Raw genomic sequence first — 18,743 nt, forward strand, 5'->3', positions numbered from 1 at the left:
ATACTAGATCCGGTTAATTTCTGGGTTGGGGGGAATGCGCCAGCCACTATAGGTCTGACGCAGGAAATCAGAGTTATTTAATTCCCGAAAATGTCGAGATATCTAGGGAGTCGATACCTTGGAAAAACCCTAATAAACGGTTAGCAATTTTCGCCACGCCACCGACCACATTTGATTCAATATTTAACGGTAAAACCGGATCATGAAGGGATAGGCGCAATAAAAACCAGCCATCCTCGTCGGGGGACCCACAGGAAACCCGAACCCCCTCGTAGTTTTTGGGGACAATTTCCCAGTCGGTTTGTTGGGAGACAAACTGATTGAGTTTTTCAATGACGTTATTACCTAATGATTGAAAATCATCATTTTGAATAGTGATCCGCACTTCTTCACTCTCGGCGGGTTCCTGTAAATTGGCAATTAAATCGGTGAGAGATTTACCTTTTAGGTGGGTTTTAGCTAGTTCAATTAACAGCTTGCTAACTAAATATGCACCATCATCTAAAAAGTAGTTCTCTTTCATAGCACCATGACCGGAAGTTTCAATCGCCAGCCAAGATTCCTGTCCGCTTTCATTAAGTCGTATGGCTTCATTAATTACATTTTTGTAACCGCGCTTAAAGCGATGATGAACCCCTTTTAATTCCTGCTCGATAAAATGAGTTAAGCCATCGGAAGTAATGGAATCAGTGACGATCGCAGAACCGGGATGTTCTCGTAAAACTATCGCCGAAATTAAGGCAATTAGGCGATTTCGGTTAAGTTCTTTCCCCAACTGATCAACGGCTGCACCCCGATCTACATCGGTATCAAAAATAATCCCAAAATCGGCTTTATTGTCAATAACCGCTTGACAAATTGACTGCATAGCCGCTTGATTTTCCGGGTTGGGAACATGATTAGGGAATGTGCCATCAGGGTCTAAAAATTGGCTCCCTGTGGTATCAGCCCCTAGGGGTTTTAAGACTTTTTCGGCATAAAATCCCCCCGCACCATTGCCAGCATCAACGATTATTTTTAATCCAGTTAAAGGCTGTTCCAAGTTGGTGGGATGATTGACACCTTGGCGAATGGTATTAACTAATCCTTCGGCATAGACAGAAATAAAATCATGTTGTATAATAGAACCAGGGGTGGGAGATTTGGCAAAATCGTTGAGTTTCGCTAACTCCAAAATCTCGGAAATATCCGGCTTTCCTAAGCCTCCTTGGGGGGTAAAAAACTTTAAGCCATTACGGTTAAAGGGGAGGTGGCTGGCGGTTAACATAATTGCGCCATCACATTCCCAGCCGGGGGTAACGGTACTCATAAACATGGCGGGAGTTGAGGCGATCGCCAAATCATAAACCTGAGCCCCAGTGGATATAATTCCCTCCATAACTGCTTGACTTAGCACAGGTCCAGATAGACGACTATCTCTACCTACCGCCATAGTTAATTCTGCGGTATTTTTACCCAGTTTTTGGCTGACCCAACTCGCGAAGGCTTTACCTAAGATAGTGGCAATTTCAGGAGTTAGGTTAACTGGTTCATTGGCTACACCTGCTATGGCGACTCCCCGAATATCCGACCCATTTTGTAGCTTTTTCCAGTCCCAATTAGCAACTTGATCCATAGTTAATTTATCCTGAATTGATAACTATACTATCCTATCATACTATAACTAGCAAGTGGTTATCAAAAAGTTAATGAATAATTAAGAATTAGCCCCGTTCCATTTTGCATACCATATAAGTATTGCGGCTTTTTTCTTGAGCTTGATATAGGGCAGACTCTGCGGATTTTAACAGTTCGGGGAGGTATTAATAGATGGAATTATGCTAGAAATACCCTGGCTAACAGTAATGCGATCGCTCACCAGAGAGGCAGGGGAATATTTAATTGTTGAATTGCCACCTAGATTCGCATAGCCACTTGTATAGCACCTTCGCAGTTAGTATTTGATCAAATAATGGCAAACTCTTCCCCCCCCATAACGAGCCACCAAATCCCCCGGACGCATAGCTGATTCTTGGATAGCTTGAGCTACTCTAATTAAGCAATTATCACCCGCTAAATGTCCGTAAGTATCGTTATATTTTTTCAAGTAATCGACATCACACAGAATCAAGGATAAAGGCAACTTTTACCGGTGCATACGCCGCCACTCCCGCCACCAAAATTCATGAAAATTGCCACGGTTTGCCAACTGAGTTAATCCATCTAAGCGCGCCAAACGGTCTAGTTTAAAATTAGCTTGTTTAAGTTGTTGATCAAGACCAGCCTGTGGCCGGGGAAAACTAAGTTGAGTAGCCACCGCTTGCATTAATTCCAAAATGAGGTGATAGAATTTGGTGGAGTAATTGCCGATTATAATAATTCTCCTCAACCATCAAAATCAGATGTTGACCACGCCGATTATTTACCCGAGGATAATCGTCTAATTTTGGCTGATAATTTTGATAAGTTTTAGCACCATTGTCCCTAGGGTGATGTTCTCGGACTAGCACATTTAATTTAAATTGAAAAGTAGTGCCATTGCCGACCTCCGAGAAAATTTCCATCTCCGAACCCATTAGCTGTAGATATTTTGGACAAATAGTTAACCCCAAGATAGCACATTTTTGAACTGTAGGGACAAAAAGGGCGATCGCACCATCAAGAAGCCATGGTAAAAACTTAATAAATCGTCAATTTGGGGGTGACAGTCTCCGGGGTAAGTTCTGGAAAAACAAAGCCACCTCGGGGCTATTCCCATTAATCCCCCACAGTCGCTGACCTAAAGCATCACCCCAATGGGGAGGTTAACCGCATTGACCATTATGATGGGAATCAAGTTTAACGGAAAAATAAAGCCTCCCAAATATGGGGATATCTTGGTAATAGAAGACTAGGGGAAATTGGGGAGGAAATCCCCTATTCCGGGGATTATTCCACTACCATATAAATCATTAGGTTGGGGAAAATTTCTATGATATAATGGGAAGTTGTGGGCGGAAATTTTGGTGATATATGGTATCTGTAACCCTGGTCGATCGCATTAGTCAACGAATTGGCAACCATCCCCAAAATCGGATTACTTTTGCGGAGTATATGGAGATGGCACTCTATGACCCCAAACAGGGCTACTATAACCATAACTCCCCCCAAATAGGCGCACAGGGGGACTTTTTCACTTCCCCTCACCTAGGTTCAGATTTTGGCGAGTTACTAGCTGAACAGTTAGTAGAAATGTGGGAAATTTTGGGAAAGCCGGAACCGTTTACCTTAGTGGAAATGGGGGCGGGTCAAGGAATTTTAGCTGCGGATATTATCGGCTATCTGCAAGGACAATATCCCCAAGTTGTCGGGGTATTAGATTATGCGATCGCCGAAAAATCCACGCGACTAAAAACCGAACAACAGCGGCGCTTTCAGCAATTGGGCGCACCCTTTACCCAAATCCGTTGGTGTGATTTAGATGAAATTGCCAACCATTCAATTACCGGATGTTTTTTCTCCAATGAATTAATCGACGCTTTCCCGGTGCATTTAGTCACCCGCCAGAATAATCAATTACAGGAAATTTATCTAACCACTACCGGGTCAAAATCCGATTACCAATTAGCCGAAGTAGTCGGGGAACTTTCCACCCCCCAACTAGCTGACTATTTTCGGTTAGTCGGTATTGATTTATTATCGGAGGCTTACCCCGAAGGCTACCGAACCGAGGTTAATCTAGCCGCTTTGGGGTGGGTAGAAACTGTGGCTAGAAAATTGCGGCGGGGATTTGTGCTAACTATTGATTATGGCTATAGTGCCGATCGCCTTTATAGTCCGACCCGCCGGGAAGGAACCCTACAATGTTACTATCAACATCGCCATCATAATAACCCCTATATATATATAGGTGAACAGGATATAACCGCCCATGTAGATTTTACCGCCTTACAGCAAAAAGGGCGATCGCTGGGACTCCAAACCATCGGCTTTACCCAACAGGCTTTATTTATGATGGCTTTGGGATTAGGCGATCGTATAGCCACCGTTTCCGAAGGCCCAAAAATTTCTCAAGTATTACGGCGGCGGGAGGCTTTACATTCCCTAATTGACCCCATGGGATTAGGTAACTTTGGGGTTCTGATCCAGGGTACCTTCTCCGAAGATGTAAAACTGAGGGGGTTAAGTTCACCTCAATGGTAGAAAATTGGACCATATCTAGCTACTCTCACTAAAATTTCCCCCGCAAAAAAAAATCGCATATAAAAAAAAGTCAATTATTAATTAGTTTTTGTCTACATCTAACAATCTTTGATCATCATGGGTTAATTTTCCTGAATTCATGAAGCCAATGTAAACCTTATGTAAAGATACTGTAAATCAGTAGAAACACTGAAGAAATAATGGGTCATCTCCTGTATAATAATTACTATATTGAAACAGCTAACCTCCTCGTGTTTAGTGCTTAGTTAAATTTATATTTTGGGAGGACGGAAATGAAAGTTAGATTTTTAAATATCACCACAGCCGCAGTTTTAGCCACTGGCTTAGTGTCCGCCTTTGCACCGGATGCCATGGCCAGACCTGGCAACCCCGCTGTTTGTCAGGATAATATTTTTGGTGGTTTGTTTGAAGAGTGTCGGCAAGTATCTGGTGGACCCGCTGGAAATGACAATGCTACTCGCATTGCAGCGCTATTTGACCGAGAAGTAATTGCCGATTTCAAAGTTGATGCCAGCAGTGGCCAGGTCGCAAATGTTTTCGACATCAACAGCACTGGAGAAGGTTTCGGGACTATGAACTTCCTCGACTCTACACTGGCTAATTCTACCTTTGCCTTTGTGCTGAAAGGTGGTAACGGTTTTGCAGCTTATCTGTTTGACGGTATTAGCCAACTAACTGATTTAAGCTGGTCAACTGGTGGCCCTGGTCTGTCTCACGCGACTCTGTATGTGTTCGATAGCCCAATTCCCCCAATACCAGTTCCTGAACCCGGAACCCTGTTAGGTTTAGTAGCCATTGGTGGTGTGATGGTTGGTCAAAAAGCCATCTCTCGCAAAAGCTAGATGAATTAGCATCTCTACTCAACTTCAAAAACTAGGGACAATAACCCGGTGCTATGGTCTTTAAGACTAATTGCCGGGTTATCTCCTTTTCGGGGTTCTGTGGAGAGTCAGGCTCTGGCGGTTAAGTTCACGGGAATCATAGAAAATACGACTATAGTTAGTTAGGATAACTAGAATTTCCGCAATTAAAGAAGTTTAAATAAACTGATAATATCTATTAGCGTCAATTATTAACTGTATTGCATCCATAAATGATAGGATTGGATAGCGGATACTTTACTTAACAGAAACTTAAAGTAAGTGTGAGCATTATGTAAAGATCCTGTAAATCAGTACAAACACTGAGGACGGTTCTGGTGGTGTTGGGTATAATGGTGAACAGATAGGGAAACAAGCGCCATGTTTCCAGCCTAGTCCCACCTAGATTTTTGGAGAGCCAAGATGAAAGTTAAATTATTAAATATAGTAACTTCCGTAGTTTTAGCCGCTGGCTTAGTGTCCACCTTTGCACCGGATGCCATGGCCCAAGGCAACTCTGGCAACCGTGGCAACTCTGGCAACTCTGGCAACTCTGGCAACTCTGGCAACACTGGCGGTGGCAACACTGGCGGTGGCAACACTGGCGGTGGCAACACTGGCGGTGGTGGTAGCAACCTTGCTACTTGCCAAGACAATTTGTTTGCGGGATTAACTTACGTCTGCCAAGATAGTTCTGGAAATGACAATGTTTCTGCCATTGAATCTATGTTTGGTAAAACAGTAATCGATGGTTTTAGACTAGACGACTACAAAGTTGATGCCAGCAGTGGTTCTAACGCCTTTTTCACCATCACCAGCACCAGTGAAGGTAAAGGGACTCTGACGTTTTTTGATGATAGCCTCAGAAATTCCACTTTTGCCTTTGTGATCAAAGGTGGTCCAGGTTTTGCGGCTTATCTGTTTGACGGGATCGACCAATTAGAGAATTTAAACTGGGAAACAGGAAGACCTGGCTTGTCTCATGCGACTCTGTATGTGTTCGACACCCCCAGCAGCAGACCAGGCGGCCGGACAGAAATTCCCGAACCGGGAATGCTGTTAGGTTTGGTAGCCGTTGGCGGTATGATGGTTGGTCAAAAAGCGATCTCTGGCAAAAACTAGACGTTAGTTAGTAGGAACAATTTAGATCTTGACTGAGCTTCCAAAACTAGGCGATAGATTAGATATCAGGGTTGATTATTGTATTCGCCAAATCACTTGTCACATTCAGGCTGTGTAGGAGCAGGTTCTAAGATTGGTTTTCGGTTCGGAGGGGGTTTTGTAAACTGACCCCCACAGGAAAAAATAGGCATCTACTAAAAATCACTAGGTATATATTCATATTGGCGTACCAACCCGGTAGTGAGTCTGTGGGACATCATTACCGGGTTTTTGACTGTTTCTGATTAGCAAATAGCGCTATAATCGCTAGATACTGTGCTGAGTGTGTAACGATCGCAATGGAAGTGGCAGAGATTAAACGAGAAATCGAATTGTTGGCAGACCGCCTGGGTAAAACCCAGGAGTATCTTTGACGTACCCGCCATTGAAGCCAAAATTCAAGACTTGGAACAATTAGCAGCCCAACCGAACTTTTGGGATGATCAAACCCAGGCACAAAAGACGCTCCAGACTTTGAGTGACCTTAAATCGGTTTTGCAACAACAGCAGGACTGGCGAAAGACGCTGGAAGATACTGGGGCGATCGCAGAGTTACTAGAGTTAGAGGATGATGAGTCCCTACGACAGGAGGCTGAGTCTAATGTAGTCCATCTCGGTCGGGATATCGATCGCTGGGAGTTACAGCAACTGCTATCGGGTCCCTACGATCGCAGTGGGGCGGTTTTGACCATTAACGCTGGGGCGGGGGGTACGGATGCCCAAGACTGGGCGGAAATGCTATTACGAATGTACACCCGTTGGGGGGAAGCCCAAGGCTATAAGGTCCACCTGGCGGAAATTTCGGAAGGAGACGAGGCGGGGATTAAATCTGCTACTTTGGAAATGGAGGGACCCTACGCCTATGGCTATTTAAAGGCAGAAAAAGGAACCCATCGCCTGGTCAGAATTTCCCCATTTAACGCCAATGGTAAACGCCAGACCAGTTTCGCGGGAGTGGAAATCATGCCGATTCTGGATGAAGGGGCTATAAATTTAGATATCCCGGAAAAAGACCTGGAAATTACCACGTCTCGCGCTGGGGGAAAGGGTGGTCAGAATGTCAATAAGGTGGAAACGGCGGTCCGCATAGTTCATATTCCCACGGGGATAGCGGTTCGTTGTACGCAGGAACGTAGCCAACTACAAAACCGGGAAAAAGCCATGGCTTTACTGAAAGCTAAGTTATTGGTCGTGGCGCAGGAACAAAGGGCGCAGGCGATCGCAGAAATTCGCGGCGACCTGGTAGAGGCGGCTTGGGGAAATCAAATCCGCAACTATGTATTTCATCCCTATCAGATGGTTAAAGATTTGCGGACTGGTGAGGAAACGACGGCTATTAATGATGTGATGAATGGTGAATTGGATGGGTTTATTCAAGCCCTATCTACGCCAAGAAAATCAGGTGATGATAAATCAGTCTGCTTAGTAAATCAGGAGTTCCGGGAGGAGTCAATTAATAGTTAATTACTAATTGTTATGGGCTGCCTCCCGCTGCCTTTTAGGGGATAGTTTCCATGTCCAAAGTTTATACTACACAGGAACTGCTACACATTTTGCAAGAGGAGAAAAGGGCTTGTTTAAACGGTAAAAGACTGAATTTAAAGGCGACTCCTGGGGTGGGAAATCCGGTGATTGATCACTTTTTGAAACCTGATGCTATTCAGAAGTTTACCGCCTATCAGGATTTTAAGGCGGCGGTTCATGAATATCAACGGGAAAATCAGGTTTCTGGGATTGTGTGGCGACAGATACAAGTGGCAGAAATTAGCCTAGATTATCCGATGATTGGAGAACAACTGATTGCTTTACCAGAAGATTTGGCAATTCTCAAACAGGCTAAGGATAGGTTGATTGATTTCTGGTATCGGGTGACGCAAAATATGGATTTATATTTGAGTCTGAATGGTGGGAAAAATCACCGCAAAATTAAGGGTTCTGATATAGATGCGATCGCCCAAAGGACTGAGTGGGCTTGTGTTTGGAAGTGGGAAAAATCCCATTTCTTAGAGATGTTGTTACAATTGGGTTGGGGACAGCCAGGAGAAGCCTCGGATCGGCGGGGATGGCCGGATTCTGGTAGTGAATATATACACGCTGTGCGATCGGGTAAATTACCTATTTGCTAATTCATGAAGCGGTATTATCCGGCTATCATAGCTATAATAAATAATAGACTTTAATGGTTAGGTGATGTTATGAATTATACTCCATCAGGTTCTCAGACAATTCTCCCAACTTTGGAAAATGGCGATCGCTTATCGATGATAGAATTTGAGCGGCGCTATAGTTTGCTACCGGACATAAAAAAGGCTGAATTAGTGGAAGGAGTAGTTTATATGACATCCCCTGTTAGGGTCCGACAACACGCCGACCCTCACGCCAAAATCATCACTTGGTTACAAGTTTATGCAGCTTCTACACCAGAGACTCAAGTGGCGGATAACGCAAGTGTTCGCCTAGACATGGATAATGAACCGCAACCAGACGCTTTATTGCGTATCGAAGAGGCGGCGGGGGGACAGTCGCGCATTAGTGAGGATGATTATATAGAAGGACCCCCAGAATTGATTGTAGAAATTGCAGCCAGTAGCGTCTCAAAAGACCTCCACGATAAGCTACACGCCTATCGCCGTAATGGTGTAAGGGAATATTTAGTCTGGCTGGTTGATGGGTCAGAATTTCGCTGGTATGTACTCTGTGAAGGACGCTATCAGCTACAACAGATAGATAATTCTGGTTGTCTGAAAAGTACATTTTTCCCAGGTTTATGGTTAGATGTAAATGCGCTATTATCGGGTAATATGGCGCAGGTTTTAGCTAAGTTACAGGAAGGAATAGCTACCCCAGAATATCAGGAATTTGTACAAAGATTGTCAATGAATCCCTAAAATGGCGGAAGTGGCTGGAAAGGCGATCGCTGATAGCTATAATAAATAATAGACTTTAATGGTTAGGTGATGTTATGAATTATACTCCATCAGGTTCTCAAACAATTCTCCCAACTTTGGAAAATGGCGATCGCTTATCGATGATAGAATTTGAGCGGCGCTATAGTTTGCTACCGGATATAAAAAAGGCTGAATTAGTGGAAGGAGTCGTTTATATGACATCCCCTGTTAGAGTCCGACAACACGGAAAACCTCATAGTGATGTTATGGGTTGGCTGGTTTTTTACCGCAGTTTTACGCCTAACATTATGGTTTGTGACAACACCAGTGTTCGCCTAGACATGGATAATGAACCGCAACCAGACGCTTTATTGCGTATCGAAGAGGCGGCGGGGGGACAGTCGCGCATTAGTGAGGATGATTATATAGAAGGACCCCCAGAATTGATTGTAGAAATTGCAGCCAGTAGCGTCTCAAAAGACCTCCACGATAAGCTACACGCCTATCGCCGTAATGGTGTAAGGGAATATTTAGTCTGGCTGGTTGATGGGTCAGAATTTCGCTGGTATGTACTCTGTGAAGGACGCTATCAGCTACAACAGATAGATAATTCTGGTTGTCTGAAAAGTACATTTTTCCCAGGTTTATGGTTAGATGTAAATGCGCTATTATCGGGTAATATGGCGCAGGTTTTAGCTAAGTTACAGGAAGGAATAGCTACCCCAGAATATCAGGAATTTGTACAAAGATTGTCAATGAATCCCTAAAATGGCGGAAGTGGTTGGAAAGGCGATCGCTTCTCGGTGCTACAATGGCGACTATCCGGGGAAACTATAAATTGATTTGAGTTGACTCATTCTACAGGTAGCCTGGATGGTTTTTAGGGAAACTTCACAGAAATATTGGCGGGTAAATTGTTCTTCTTCAATGGTGGCAAAAAAGATATCTAGTAACGATGCAAAATCCTGGTTATCTTCAGAGATGTCTCCCCGGTCAGCAGTAGTCTGGGAGGTAATATATAACTGCTTATTTGATGGGGTATCCTCAGCTAATTCTATCTGGTAGCCTAGGGATTTTAAACAATCTAAACCCCTACTTAAAGCTATATCCCCAATTCCCAAGATTTCTCGTAATTCCTGGGGACTAATCCCTTGGTGATTATGGCTTAAATTATCGGCGATTTCGGTGAGTTTTTCCCACACTTCTGGGGGTGATATTCTGGGAGGGAGAGAATAGGCGATCGCCAATTTTTTCTCAGCGTTGAAAGCCTCAATAAACTTGGCTGTTAATTCCTCCCAACTGGTCGGACAATTACTCACCACCAAATAACTACTTTCTATGGGGTTATTCTCACCAGGGAAAACTGTACTTTCCCCATGTTCACGATTCCGAAAATCCACTATCTCAACAGTAATTAATGGCGGGTTAATCTCAGCTTCTGATAAGGCTGGACACACAGCTAATAATCGCACTTCGCAGTTACTTCTATTAGCATTAAAATCCAACTCGACTATCGCATCATATCGACCGGGGGGTAATTCTTCTTTATAGTGACCCCACCACACCCCAGGAAAACCTGATTCCGTAGAATCATCAAATAGCTGATAGGTAGTCTTAATATACTTAACTTGTTTACGCCGTAAATCCACAATATTTTTATTCCAAACATCCTCAAACCAACAATTCTTAATTAATAACTTGGGGACTGGATTTCCTATTCCAAAGGGTTCGAGGAATTTTAGTTCTTGGAATAAATTATAACCCAATTCTGCCACAGTACAAACCAAATCGATTATAATGGGAGATTTAGGGAGTAATATTTCCCCCATACGTTGTCGGAGTTGCTGGTCTATGACTTGTTTAAATATGGGGATATTCTCAATGGGTAAACTCAAACTGGCGGCGAAAGGATGACCCCCAAAACTATGCAATAGATGCCGTTGACTATATACTAAATCATAGAGGTCAATAGGATTAATTGAACTGGCTGACCCCCTAGCTAGTCCGGTTTCGGTCCCGCCTTCGGTAGTCAGTAAAATAGTGGGGCGACGATATTCTTGGGCGATTTGACCCGCGACTAATCCTAATAATCCCACATACCATTGAGAGTCACTCAGGACGATCGCATAAGTAGTAGATAAGTCGATTTTTTGCAGCTTTTTCCGCACATCATAGGCGAGATTTTTCTGCAACTCTCGGCGGCGACTGTTGGCTATTTCGGTATTCCAGGCTAATTTGTACGCCTGTTGTTTGTCGCGGGTGGTGAGTAATTCCACGACACAACTAACGTCCCCATAAATGCGACTAACTGCATTAATTCTCGGACCGATACCAAAGGATATATCCGTAGGGCGATCGCCATTGTTTTTGCATAATTTCAGCAATTGGGAAACTCCCGGACGGGTGGGGTTTTTCTGTTGTTTTTGGAGTTGTTGAATCCCCCGTTTGGCTAAGTAGCGACAGTCTCCCGTAATTTCAACCAAATCCGCAATTAAACCAATAGCCACTAAGTCGAGTAAATTCTCTAAAGGCTGTTGAGAAACGCCTGGTAAAGCCATATATAATGCTTCTACTAACTTATAAGCGATCGCTACTCCTGAGAGATGATAAAGGGGATGGTCTGAGGGTAAATTGCGGGGATTAATAATCGCCACCACGGGGGGGCGTGTGGGTGGTAAGGTATGGTGGTCTGTGATAATGACATCAATACCCAAATTTTGCGCGAGTTGTAATTCGGCTAAGTTTGTGCTTCCCGTATCGCAGGTAATAATCAGACTACAACCTTGCGCCGCCAACGTTTCAATTCCCCGTTGGTTTAGTCCGTGGGAGTCGGTCAAACGGTTAGGAATAGTGTAGGAAACAGAGGACCCAAAAAAATGTCGCAACCCTTCCCACAAAACGGCGGTCGCGGTGATACCGTCTGCGTCAAAGTCTCCCCAAATCACGATTTTTTCAGGGTTATTGTCGCTGATACATCTCTGATAAGCGAGAGTTAATCGAGCGATCGCCTGCTGCATTTCCGCCCCAAATTCAGCGGGACTGGCGGGTTGATAGCTGTCAATTTCCAGAAATCTAGTCAACTTGTCGGGTGTAGAAATTCCCCGAGAGAGTAACAGTTGAGACAAGTATTTCCCGGAAATATTAGGGTGATGTCGCCGGATTTCTGCTATCATCCAATCAGGAATTTTTCGGGATGGTTGCACCTGCCACATAGTTTAATTATCAGTTAATTATATCTAGTTAATTCGACTCGATAGCGCTGTTTTTTGGTGACAGAAACCTCCCCAATTTCCAATCTGCCTTTCCCGCGAATAGCGATTAAATCTCCGGTTTTAACCGCAATGCTGGCTTGTTTAACTTCTTTCCAATTAACTCGCACATCACCGCCATCAATGAGGTTGACCATTTTACTCCGAGACATCCCAAACCCCGCAGAAGCGATCGCATCTAAACGCAAAGAAGCCTCAACCGTAGTCATGGCTTTTTTCTTAGGTTCTCGAACTTTCAACTCGCTTAAATCAATCGGTTGCACCTTAACGGGAACTGTCCGCACTTGGGTTAGGTTCATCTCCAGATATTCCACCAATTCAGGAATCACAATAGCCTGGGCTCCCCGTTCTCCTAACACTATTAAATCCCCAGTTTTTTCCCGGACAATTCCCGTCCCTAATAAGGAACCCAAAAAATCCCGGTGAGTCGCGGTATCAAATAAAAAGTTCCCGGAAATGTCGATCGCTGCGATTTCTACATGGCTTGAGTCGAGGGGGATTTCTGATCGTGCGATCGCCATTCGCTGACGTTCTGCTTGCGGATAACCCCCCCAGGATAACGCTTGTATTTCTGTCAGTCGCCGAAAAATTCCTTGTGCTTCTGCGATTTCTGGGGGTGAGAGAAACTCGGTTTGGGTAATTTCCCAGGTTTTCAATGCTTGTTCCGCCAGGTCGATAATTCTGGCGATACAATCTCGATTTTCAATTCCGTTAAGTAGTTCTTGCCTTGGCAGCATCAGTTTTTGAGTTCTAGGTCGATGCAATTATCATTTTTCATTGTAACAGATTTTGTGCGATCGTCACATTTTCTTTTCCCAAATCCGCCCATATCTTGCTGACTGGTTATTTTGTTATGTAGTCGTGGGACTAGGTGGGTCTAAGGTAGGTTAGGATGATTTCACCTGACCCAATCCACAGATATACAGTTTTCCCCCCATCAAATCACCACCTACAAAATCGGGGTTTTTTATAATAATTAATCATTGTGGCGCACCCAACCTTAAAAATGGTATAATCTCCGTGGGTACACCCCAACCCAAATACACGAGTAGAAATCTGATGTATAGCCAGCACCTAAAAAATCCACTATGGGCGTATAATCAGATATAATTGATAGTGCCATCCCCAGCAGATATCTACTCTGGGATAGGCTCAAAACCACATCTACCAGGACTAACTGAAAATGCAACCACAAGAATTGCTTGACAGATTCGCAGAAGGTGAACGCGACTTCCCCGGAGTCGATTTATCTGATACTAATTGGCCAGCATCTGATTTGAGTGAGATTAACCTAGAAGGTGCTGATTTAAGCAACTCTGAGCTTAAAAATATGACCTTTGATAATGCTAATCTCAAGAATTGTAACTTTAGTGGGTCAACTTTGCAATTCGTAGAATTTGTTAATGCCGATTTAACTAACGCCTGTTTTATCAAGTCTGATTTGTCCGACATAGATTTTTCTGGGGCAGATTTAACCGGGGTTCAATTCCAGGAATCTAGTCGATTTAGTGATATTAATATGGCTAAAGCTATTATCAAAAATGTCAATTTTTCTGGCATTAACATGACTGGGATAAAGTGGTCGCTTTTTGATTTAGAAGGCTGTAATTTTTATCGCATCAATGGAACCTGCATAAACTTAGCTGGTTCTAACTGCAAAAACTGCAATTTTAAAATGGCAATTCTCGAAAATGCTATCTTAAAAGACACTTGTTTAGAGGGAGCTAATTTAAAGCAAGCCAACCTCAAAAAAGCTAATCTGATGAAAGCCAAAGTTAAAAATGCTAGTTTTATCGGAGCCAATTTAACTAATGCTTATGTTTATGCGTCTAACTATCAAGAAGCTGAAATAATTGGCGCAATTATGCCAGACGGTGAAGTTTACGACCCTGATGATTATTCGATTGTGGAAGGGGGGGAGTCTGGGGGAAACTCGACTAAGGCAGAATTTATTAGTACAGAAAACGCGCCGAAATCTCCTAATAGTCCTCACCAAGCAGTTATCATTAATGACTGTATATATATTGCGGGTCAAATAGCGATAGACCCCCGCCTAAATATTATGTTATGTGATGACGAAATTACCGACCAGACGCGGCGAGTTATGGATAATATTGGCGCGATTTTAACGGCGGCGGGAGTAGGTTGGTCTAAGGTGGTGAACACCACCATTTTTATGGTAAACTTAAAGGAAAGCGATCGCATGAATAGCGTTTACTCTAGCTATTTCACGGATGGAAATCTGCCAATTTGTACCTGTGTAGCCGTGTCGCAACTCCCGGAAAATGCACGAGTGCAAATCCAATGTATAGCCAGCACCTAAAAAATCCACTATGGGGGTATAATCAGATATAATTGATAGTGCCATCCCCAGCAGATATCTACTCTGGGATAGGCTCAAAACCACATCTACCAGGACTAACTGAAAATGGAACCACAAGAATTGCTTGACAGATACGCAGAAGGTGAACGCGACTTCCCCGGAGTCGATTTATCTGATACTGATTGGCAAGGATATGATTTGAGTGAGATTAACTTAGAAGGTGCTGATTTCAGCAACTCTGACTTTAAAAATATGGTTTTTAATAGGGCTAATCTCAAGAATTGTAACTTTAGGGGGTCAACTTTCCAATCCGTAAAATTTGTTAATGCCGATTTAACTAATGCCTGTTTTATCAAGTCTGATTTGCACATCATAGATTTTGCTTGGGCAGATTTAACCGGAGCGCAATTCGGAGAATGTCGTCAATTTAGTTCTTGTGAAATCGCTAAAGCCACCACCAAAAATGTCAATTTTGACAAACTTAACCTTTATAGCGTAAACTGGTCTTTTTTAGACTTAGAAGGATGTAGCTTTTATAAAACTAATTTACATGGAACTAATTGGACAGAAACTAACTGCAAAAACTGCAATTTTAAACTGGCAAACCTCGAAAATGCCATCTTCAGAGAGGCTTGTTTAGAGGGGGCTAATTTAAAGCAAGCCAAGCTCAAAAAAGCTAATCTGATGAAAGCAAAACTTAAAAATGCTAGTTTTATAGGAGCCGATTTAACTGATGTCAATTCGTACCTAACTAACTATCAAGAAGCTCAAATCATTGGCGCAATTATGCCAGACGGTGAAGTTTACGACCCTGATGATTATTCGATTGTGGAAGGGGGGGAGTCTGGGGGAAACTCGACTAAGGCAGAATTTATTAATACAGAAAACGCGCCGAAATCTCCTAATAGTCCTCACCAAGCGGTTATCGTTAATGACTGTATATATATTGCGGGTCAAATAGCGATAGACCCCCGCCTAAATATTATGTTATGTGATGACGAAATTACCGACCAGACGCGGCGAGTTATGGATAATATTGGCGCGATTTTAACGGCGGCGGGAGTAGGTTGGTCTAAGGTGGTGACCACCACCATTTTTATGGTAAACTTGCAGGAAAGCGATCGCATGAATAGCGTTTACTCTAGCTATTTCACAAATGAAAATCTGCCAATTTGTACCTGTGTAGCCGTGTCGCAACTCCCGGAAAATGCCCGAGTCCAAATCCAATGTATAGCCAGCACCTAAAAAATGCACTATTGGCGTATAATCAGATATAATTGATAGTGCGATACCCAGCAGATATCTACTCTGGGATAGGGTCAAAACCACATCTACCAGGACTAACTGAAAATGGAAGCACAAAAATTGTTTGACAGATACAAACTAGGTGAACGCGACTTCCCCGGAGTCGATTTATCTTATACTACTTGGAAAGGATGTAATTTGAGTGAGATTAACTTAGAAGGTGCTGATTTAAGCAACTCTGACTTTCAAGAGATGACCTTTGATCATGCTAATCTCAAGAATTGTAACTTTAGTGGGTCAACTTTCCAATCCGTACAATTTGTTAATGCCAACTTAACTAACGCCTGTTTTATCAAGTCTGATTTGCAAACCATAGATTTTTCTGGGGCAGATTTAACCGGGGCTCAATTCGAGGAATCTAGTCGATTTGATGATATTAACATGGCTAAAGCTATAATCAAAAATGTTAATTTTTCGGGTAGTAAAATGTTTTCCATAAATTGGTCGTATTTGGATTTAGAAGGATGTAATTTTTCTGGCATTTATGGATTCCGCATCAACTTGGCTGCAGCTAACTGCAAAAAATGTAATTTTAAAATGGCAAATCTAGAGGAAGCCATCTTGAGAGAGACTTGTTTAGAGGGGGCTAATTTCAAGCAAGCTAACATCAAAACAGCTAATCTAATGAAAGCCAAAGTTAAAAATGCGAGTTTTGTCGGAGCCAATTTAACTGATGCAAATTTGTACCTAACTAACTATCAAGAAGCTCAAATCATTGGCGCAATTATGCCAGACGGTGAAGTTTATGACCTCGATGATGATTTGATTATGGAAGTGGGGGAGTCTGGGAGAAACTCGACTAAGGCAGAATTTATTAATACAGAAAACGCGCCGAAATCTCCTAATAGTCCTCACCAAGCAGTTATCATTAATGACTGTATATATATTGCGGGTCAAATAGCCATAGCCCCCCGCCTAAATATTATGTTATGCGATGACGAAATTACCGACCAGACGCGGCGAGTGATGGATAATATTGGCGCGATTTTAACGGCGGCGGGAGTAGGTTGGTCTAAGGTGGTGAAAACGACGATTTTTATGGTAGACTTGCAGGAAAGCGATCGCATGAATAGCGTTTACTCTAGCTATTTCACCGATGGAAATCTGCCAATTTGTACCTGTGTAGCGGTGTCGCAACTCCCGGAAAATGCACGAGTGCAAATAGAATGTATAGCCACCTTATAGCATAAAGCAGCCCCCCAGAGGTGGGGGGTTTGTGGGTGAGGGAAAACTCAGTTAATCACGAAGGGACTAAACCTGAGAATTAATCAACATTAGTCCATTCAGTATGGAAAAACTGCCCCCGGGGTTTATCGATACGCTCATAAGTATGAGCGCCAAAATAGTCTCGTTGTGCTTGAGTTAAATTTTGAGGTAAACTCACGCGGCGATAACTATCAAAATAATCCAAAGAAGCACTAAAAGCCGGGACGGGAATACCCATAGTATTGGCAGTGACGAGAACTTCCCGCCAAGCGGACTGACGGTCAAGAATAGTCTGCTTAAACTCGGGCGCAAGTAGCAAATTAGGCAATTGTGGATTTTGGTCATAAGCCTGCTTAATTTTATTCAAAAATCCCGCCCGAATAATGCAGCCACCTTTCCAAATGCGGGCAATTTCGCCCAAATTCAGATGATAATTAAACTCCTGAGAAGCCTTACCAATAAGCGCCATACCCTGAGCATAAGAACAGATTTTCGAGCAGTACAAGGCATCACGAACCTTATTAATAAAAGCGCTAACATCGCCATCAAAATTAGCACTAGGTCCCGGCAATTGCTGAGAGGCGGCTACCCGTTCATCCTTATAGGAAGAAATAATCCGGCTATTCACAGCAGCAGTAATGGTAGGGATAGAAACGCCCAACTCCAAAGCACTAACGACGGTCCAGCGTCCGGTTCCTTTTTGTCCAGCCGAGTCCAAAATCAAGTCAACCAGAGGCTTGCCAGTTTCGGGGTCTTTTTGCTTAAAAATATCGGCAGTAATTTCAACCAGAAAAGAGTTTAACTCATCGGTGGTGTTCCACTCAGCAAAGACCTCATAAAGCTGTTGTTCATTCAAGCCAATGACATTACGCAGGAGGTCATAGGCTTCTGCGATCAGCTGCATATCGCCATATTCAATGCCGTTGTGAACCATTTTGACATAGTGACCGGCACCGCCAGGGCCAATATAAGTGACACAGGGGCCGTCATCAACTTGAGCGGCAATTTTAGTTAAAATGGGTTCAAGGGCCTGATAGGAATTCTCGGTTCCTCCGGGCATTAAACTAGGACCCCATAATGCGCCTTCCTCGCCACCACTGACACCCATACCCATAAACCCTAAACCAGTAGCTTCGAGTTCCTTGGTGCGCCTCTCTGTGTCCTCATAGAGAGAATTTCCCCCGTCGATAATCATATCATCCTGATCCAACAGGGGTTTCAATTGGTCAATGACGGCATCGACAGGTTTACCGGCTTTGACCATGACGAGGATACGCCGGGGACGTTCCAGGGACTGGACAAATTCTTCGAGGCTGTAGGCGGGTTTGACATTTTTTCCTGGGGCGCGTTTTTGCATAAACTCATCAGTTTTGGCACTGGTGCGGTTATAAACAGCGACAGGAAAGCCATTGCGTTCGACATTTAGGGCGAGGTTTTCACCCATGACCGCTAGACCAATGACACCAAATTTTTGCTCTGACATAAACTTCCCTATAATGGTTGGCTGATTTGTACTTTAGACTGTATCGTTAATTTTTATAGCAGACTA

General features: G+C 43.3%; 16 protein-coding genes and 1 pseudogene. 10 read left to right on the forward strand and 7 right to left on the reverse strand.

The window, feature by feature from the left end; genetic code table 11:
- Positions 1-73: 73 nt before the first annotated feature.
- The 4 genes from XZ46_RS09730 to XZ46_RS35010 form a co-directional block, all read right to left on the reverse strand.
- The gene (locus tag XZ46_RS09730) at positions 74-1,615 is read right to left on the reverse strand and encodes a phosphomannomutase/phosphoglucomutase (protein WP_008050108.1); all 1,542 of its coding nucleotides are present in this window, start codon (positions 1,613-1,615) and stop codon (positions 74-76) included.
- Between the two features lie 318 nt (positions 1,616-1,933).
- Positions 1,934-2,122, reverse strand: coding sequence for a diguanylate cyclase domain-containing protein (locus XZ46_RS36470; RefSeq protein WP_006626203.1), 189 nt, complete (start codon positions 2,120-2,122; stop codon positions 1,934-1,936).
- Positions 2,123-2,125: 3 nt separating this feature from the next.
- The gene (locus XZ46_RS36475; RefSeq protein WP_006670450.1) at positions 2,126-2,305 is read right to left on the reverse strand and encodes a hypothetical protein; all 180 of its coding nucleotides are present in this window, start codon (positions 2,303-2,305) and stop codon (positions 2,126-2,128) included.
- Positions 2,280-2,543 carry a histidine kinase gene (locus tag XZ46_RS35010; RefSeq protein WP_162198536.1) on the reverse strand — a complete coding sequence of 88 codons (264 nt, stop codon included), beginning with the start codon at positions 2,541-2,543 and terminating at the stop codon, positions 2,280-2,282. The genes XZ46_RS36475 and XZ46_RS35010 overlap by 26 nt, the downstream gene beginning before the upstream one ends.
- 448 nt (positions 2,544-2,991) lie before the next feature.
- On the opposite strand from XZ46_RS35010, the gene XZ46_RS09750 reads away from it, so the two are divergent.
- The 7 genes and pseudogenes from XZ46_RS09750 to XZ46_RS09780 all read left to right on the forward strand — a co-directional run bounded on the left by XZ46_RS09750 (position 2,992) and on the right by XZ46_RS09780 (position 9,858).
- Positions 2,992-4,161 (forward strand): class I SAM-dependent methyltransferase, encoded by a 1,170-nt coding sequence (locus XZ46_RS09750; RefSeq protein ID WP_006670448.1) that lies wholly within the window; start codon positions 2,992-2,994, stop codon positions 4,159-4,161.
- Between the two features lie 293 nt (positions 4,162-4,454).
- Positions 4,455-5,024, forward strand: coding sequence for a PEP-CTERM sorting domain-containing protein (locus XZ46_RS09755; protein WP_048895037.1), 570 nt, complete (start codon positions 4,455-4,457; stop codon positions 5,022-5,024).
- A 441-nt stretch (positions 5,025-5,465) separates the two neighbouring features.
- A complete protein-coding gene (locus tag XZ46_RS09760) occupies positions 5,466-6,164 on the forward strand; it encodes a hypothetical protein (RefSeq protein WP_008054541.1) in 699 nt (232 codons plus the stop codon).
- Positions 6,165-6,502: 338 nt separating this feature from the next.
- A pseudogene (prfB, locus tag XZ46_RS09765) lies at positions 6,503-7,629 on the forward strand (peptide chain release factor 2).
- Positions 7,630-7,717: 88 nt separating this feature from the next.
- Positions 7,718-8,329: a hypothetical protein gene (locus tag XZ46_RS09770; protein ID WP_006626196.1), complete on the forward strand. Its 612-nt coding sequence runs from the start codon at positions 7,718-7,720 to the stop codon at positions 8,327-8,329.
- 69 nt (positions 8,330-8,398) lie between these two features.
- Complete coding sequence (locus XZ46_RS09775; protein ID WP_008050116.1) at positions 8,399-9,091, forward strand: Uma2 family endonuclease; 693 nt, start codon at positions 8,399-8,401, stop codon at positions 9,089-9,091.
- Between the two features lie 74 nt (positions 9,092-9,165).
- Positions 9,166-9,858, forward strand: coding sequence for a Uma2 family endonuclease (locus XZ46_RS09780; protein WP_008050118.1), 693 nt, complete (start codon positions 9,166-9,168; stop codon positions 9,856-9,858).
- Positions 9,859-9,909: 51 nt separating this feature from the next.
- Here XZ46_RS09780 and recJ read toward each other — a convergent pair whose 3' ends face one another.
- Together recJ and XZ46_RS09790 are read right to left on the reverse strand one after the other, a co-directional pair.
- On the reverse strand, positions 9,910-12,303 hold the full coding sequence (gene recJ, locus XZ46_RS09785; RefSeq protein WP_008050119.1) for a single-stranded-DNA-specific exonuclease RecJ: 2,394 nt from the start codon (positions 12,301-12,303) through the stop codon (positions 9,910-9,912).
- Positions 12,304-12,317: 14 nt separating this feature from the next.
- Positions 12,318-13,097: a photosystem II electron transport protein, Sll1252 family gene (locus XZ46_RS09790; RefSeq protein ID WP_008050120.1), complete on the reverse strand. Its 780-nt coding sequence runs from the start codon at positions 13,095-13,097 to the stop codon at positions 12,318-12,320.
- A gap of 446 nt (positions 13,098-13,543) precedes the next feature.
- On the opposite strand from XZ46_RS09790, the gene XZ46_RS09795 reads away from it, so the two are divergent.
- From XZ46_RS09795 to XZ46_RS09805, 3 genes are all read left to right on the forward strand, one after another.
- Positions 13,544-14,683 (forward strand): Rid family detoxifying hydrolase, encoded by a 1,140-nt coding sequence (locus tag XZ46_RS09795; RefSeq protein WP_008050121.1) that lies wholly within the window; start codon positions 13,544-13,546, stop codon positions 14,681-14,683.
- A 105-nt stretch (positions 14,684-14,788) separates the two neighbouring features.
- The gene (locus XZ46_RS09800; RefSeq protein WP_008050122.1) at positions 14,789-15,928 is read left to right on the forward strand and encodes a Rid family detoxifying hydrolase; all 1,140 of its coding nucleotides are present in this window, start codon (positions 14,789-14,791) and stop codon (positions 15,926-15,928) included.
- 105 nt (positions 15,929-16,033) lie between these two features.
- Positions 16,034-17,173, forward strand: coding sequence for a Rid family detoxifying hydrolase (locus XZ46_RS09805; RefSeq protein WP_006626189.1), 1,140 nt, complete (start codon positions 16,034-16,036; stop codon positions 17,171-17,173).
- 79 nt (positions 17,174-17,252) lie between these two features.
- On the opposite strand, the gene gnd is transcribed toward XZ46_RS09805, so the two are convergent.
- On the reverse strand, positions 17,253-18,677 hold the full coding sequence (gnd, locus tag XZ46_RS09810) for a decarboxylating NADP(+)-dependent phosphogluconate dehydrogenase (protein ID WP_006669299.1): 1,425 nt from the start codon (positions 18,675-18,677) through the stop codon (positions 17,253-17,255).
- Positions 18,678-18,743 lie beyond the last annotated feature (66 nt).

The sequence above is a fragment of the Limnospira indica PCC 8005 genome, assembly GCF_000973065.1.
GTDB classification, from domain to species: domain Bacteria; phylum Cyanobacteriota; class Cyanobacteriia; order Cyanobacteriales; family Microcoleaceae; genus Limnospira; species Limnospira fusiformis.

Bases quoted from the DNA above. Each gene is read 5' to 3' on its own strand.
- XZ46_RS09730 (WP_008050108.1), bottom strand. From the start codon at position 1,615: ATGGATCAAGTTGCTAATTGGGACTGGAAAAAGCTACAAAATGGGTCG.
- XZ46_RS36475 (WP_006670450.1), bottom strand. From the start codon at position 2,305: ATGCAAGCGGTGGCTACTCAACTTAGTTTTCCCCGGCCACAGGCTGGT.
- XZ46_RS35010 (WP_162198536.1), bottom strand. From the start codon at position 2,543: ATGGAAATTTTCTCGGAGGTCGGCAATGGCACTACTTTTCAATTTAAA.
- XZ46_RS09750 (WP_006670448.1), top strand. From the start codon at position 2,992: ATGGTATCTGTAACCCTGGTCGATCGCATTAGTCAACGAATTGGCAAC.
- XZ46_RS09755 (WP_048895037.1), top strand. From the start codon at position 4,455: ATGAAAGTTAGATTTTTAAATATCACCACAGCCGCAGTTTTAGCCACT.
- XZ46_RS09760 (WP_008054541.1), top strand. From the start codon at position 5,466: ATGAAAGTTAAATTATTAAATATAGTAACTTCCGTAGTTTTAGCCGCT.
- XZ46_RS09770 (WP_006626196.1), top strand. From the start codon at position 7,718: ATGTCCAAAGTTTATACTACACAGGAACTGCTACACATTTTGCAAGAG.
- XZ46_RS09775 (WP_008050116.1), top strand. From the start codon at position 8,399: ATGAATTATACTCCATCAGGTTCTCAGACAATTCTCCCAACTTTGGAA.
- XZ46_RS09780 (WP_008050118.1), top strand. From the start codon at position 9,166: ATGAATTATACTCCATCAGGTTCTCAAACAATTCTCCCAACTTTGGAA.
- recJ (WP_008050119.1), bottom strand. From the start codon at position 12,303: ATGTGGCAGGTGCAACCATCCCGAAAAATTCCTGATTGGATGATAGCA.
- XZ46_RS09790 (WP_008050120.1), bottom strand. From the start codon at position 13,097: ATGCTGCCAAGGCAAGAACTACTTAACGGAATTGAAAATCGAGATTGT.
- XZ46_RS09795 (WP_008050121.1), top strand. From the start codon at position 13,544: ATGCAACCACAAGAATTGCTTGACAGATTCGCAGAAGGTGAACGCGAC.
- XZ46_RS09800 (WP_008050122.1), top strand. From the start codon at position 14,789: ATGGAACCACAAGAATTGCTTGACAGATACGCAGAAGGTGAACGCGAC.
- XZ46_RS09805 (WP_006626189.1), top strand. From the start codon at position 16,034: ATGGAAGCACAAAAATTGTTTGACAGATACAAACTAGGTGAACGCGAC.
- gnd (WP_006669299.1), bottom strand. From the start codon at position 18,677: ATGTCAGAGCAAAAATTTGGTGTCATTGGTCTAGCGGTCATGGGTGAA.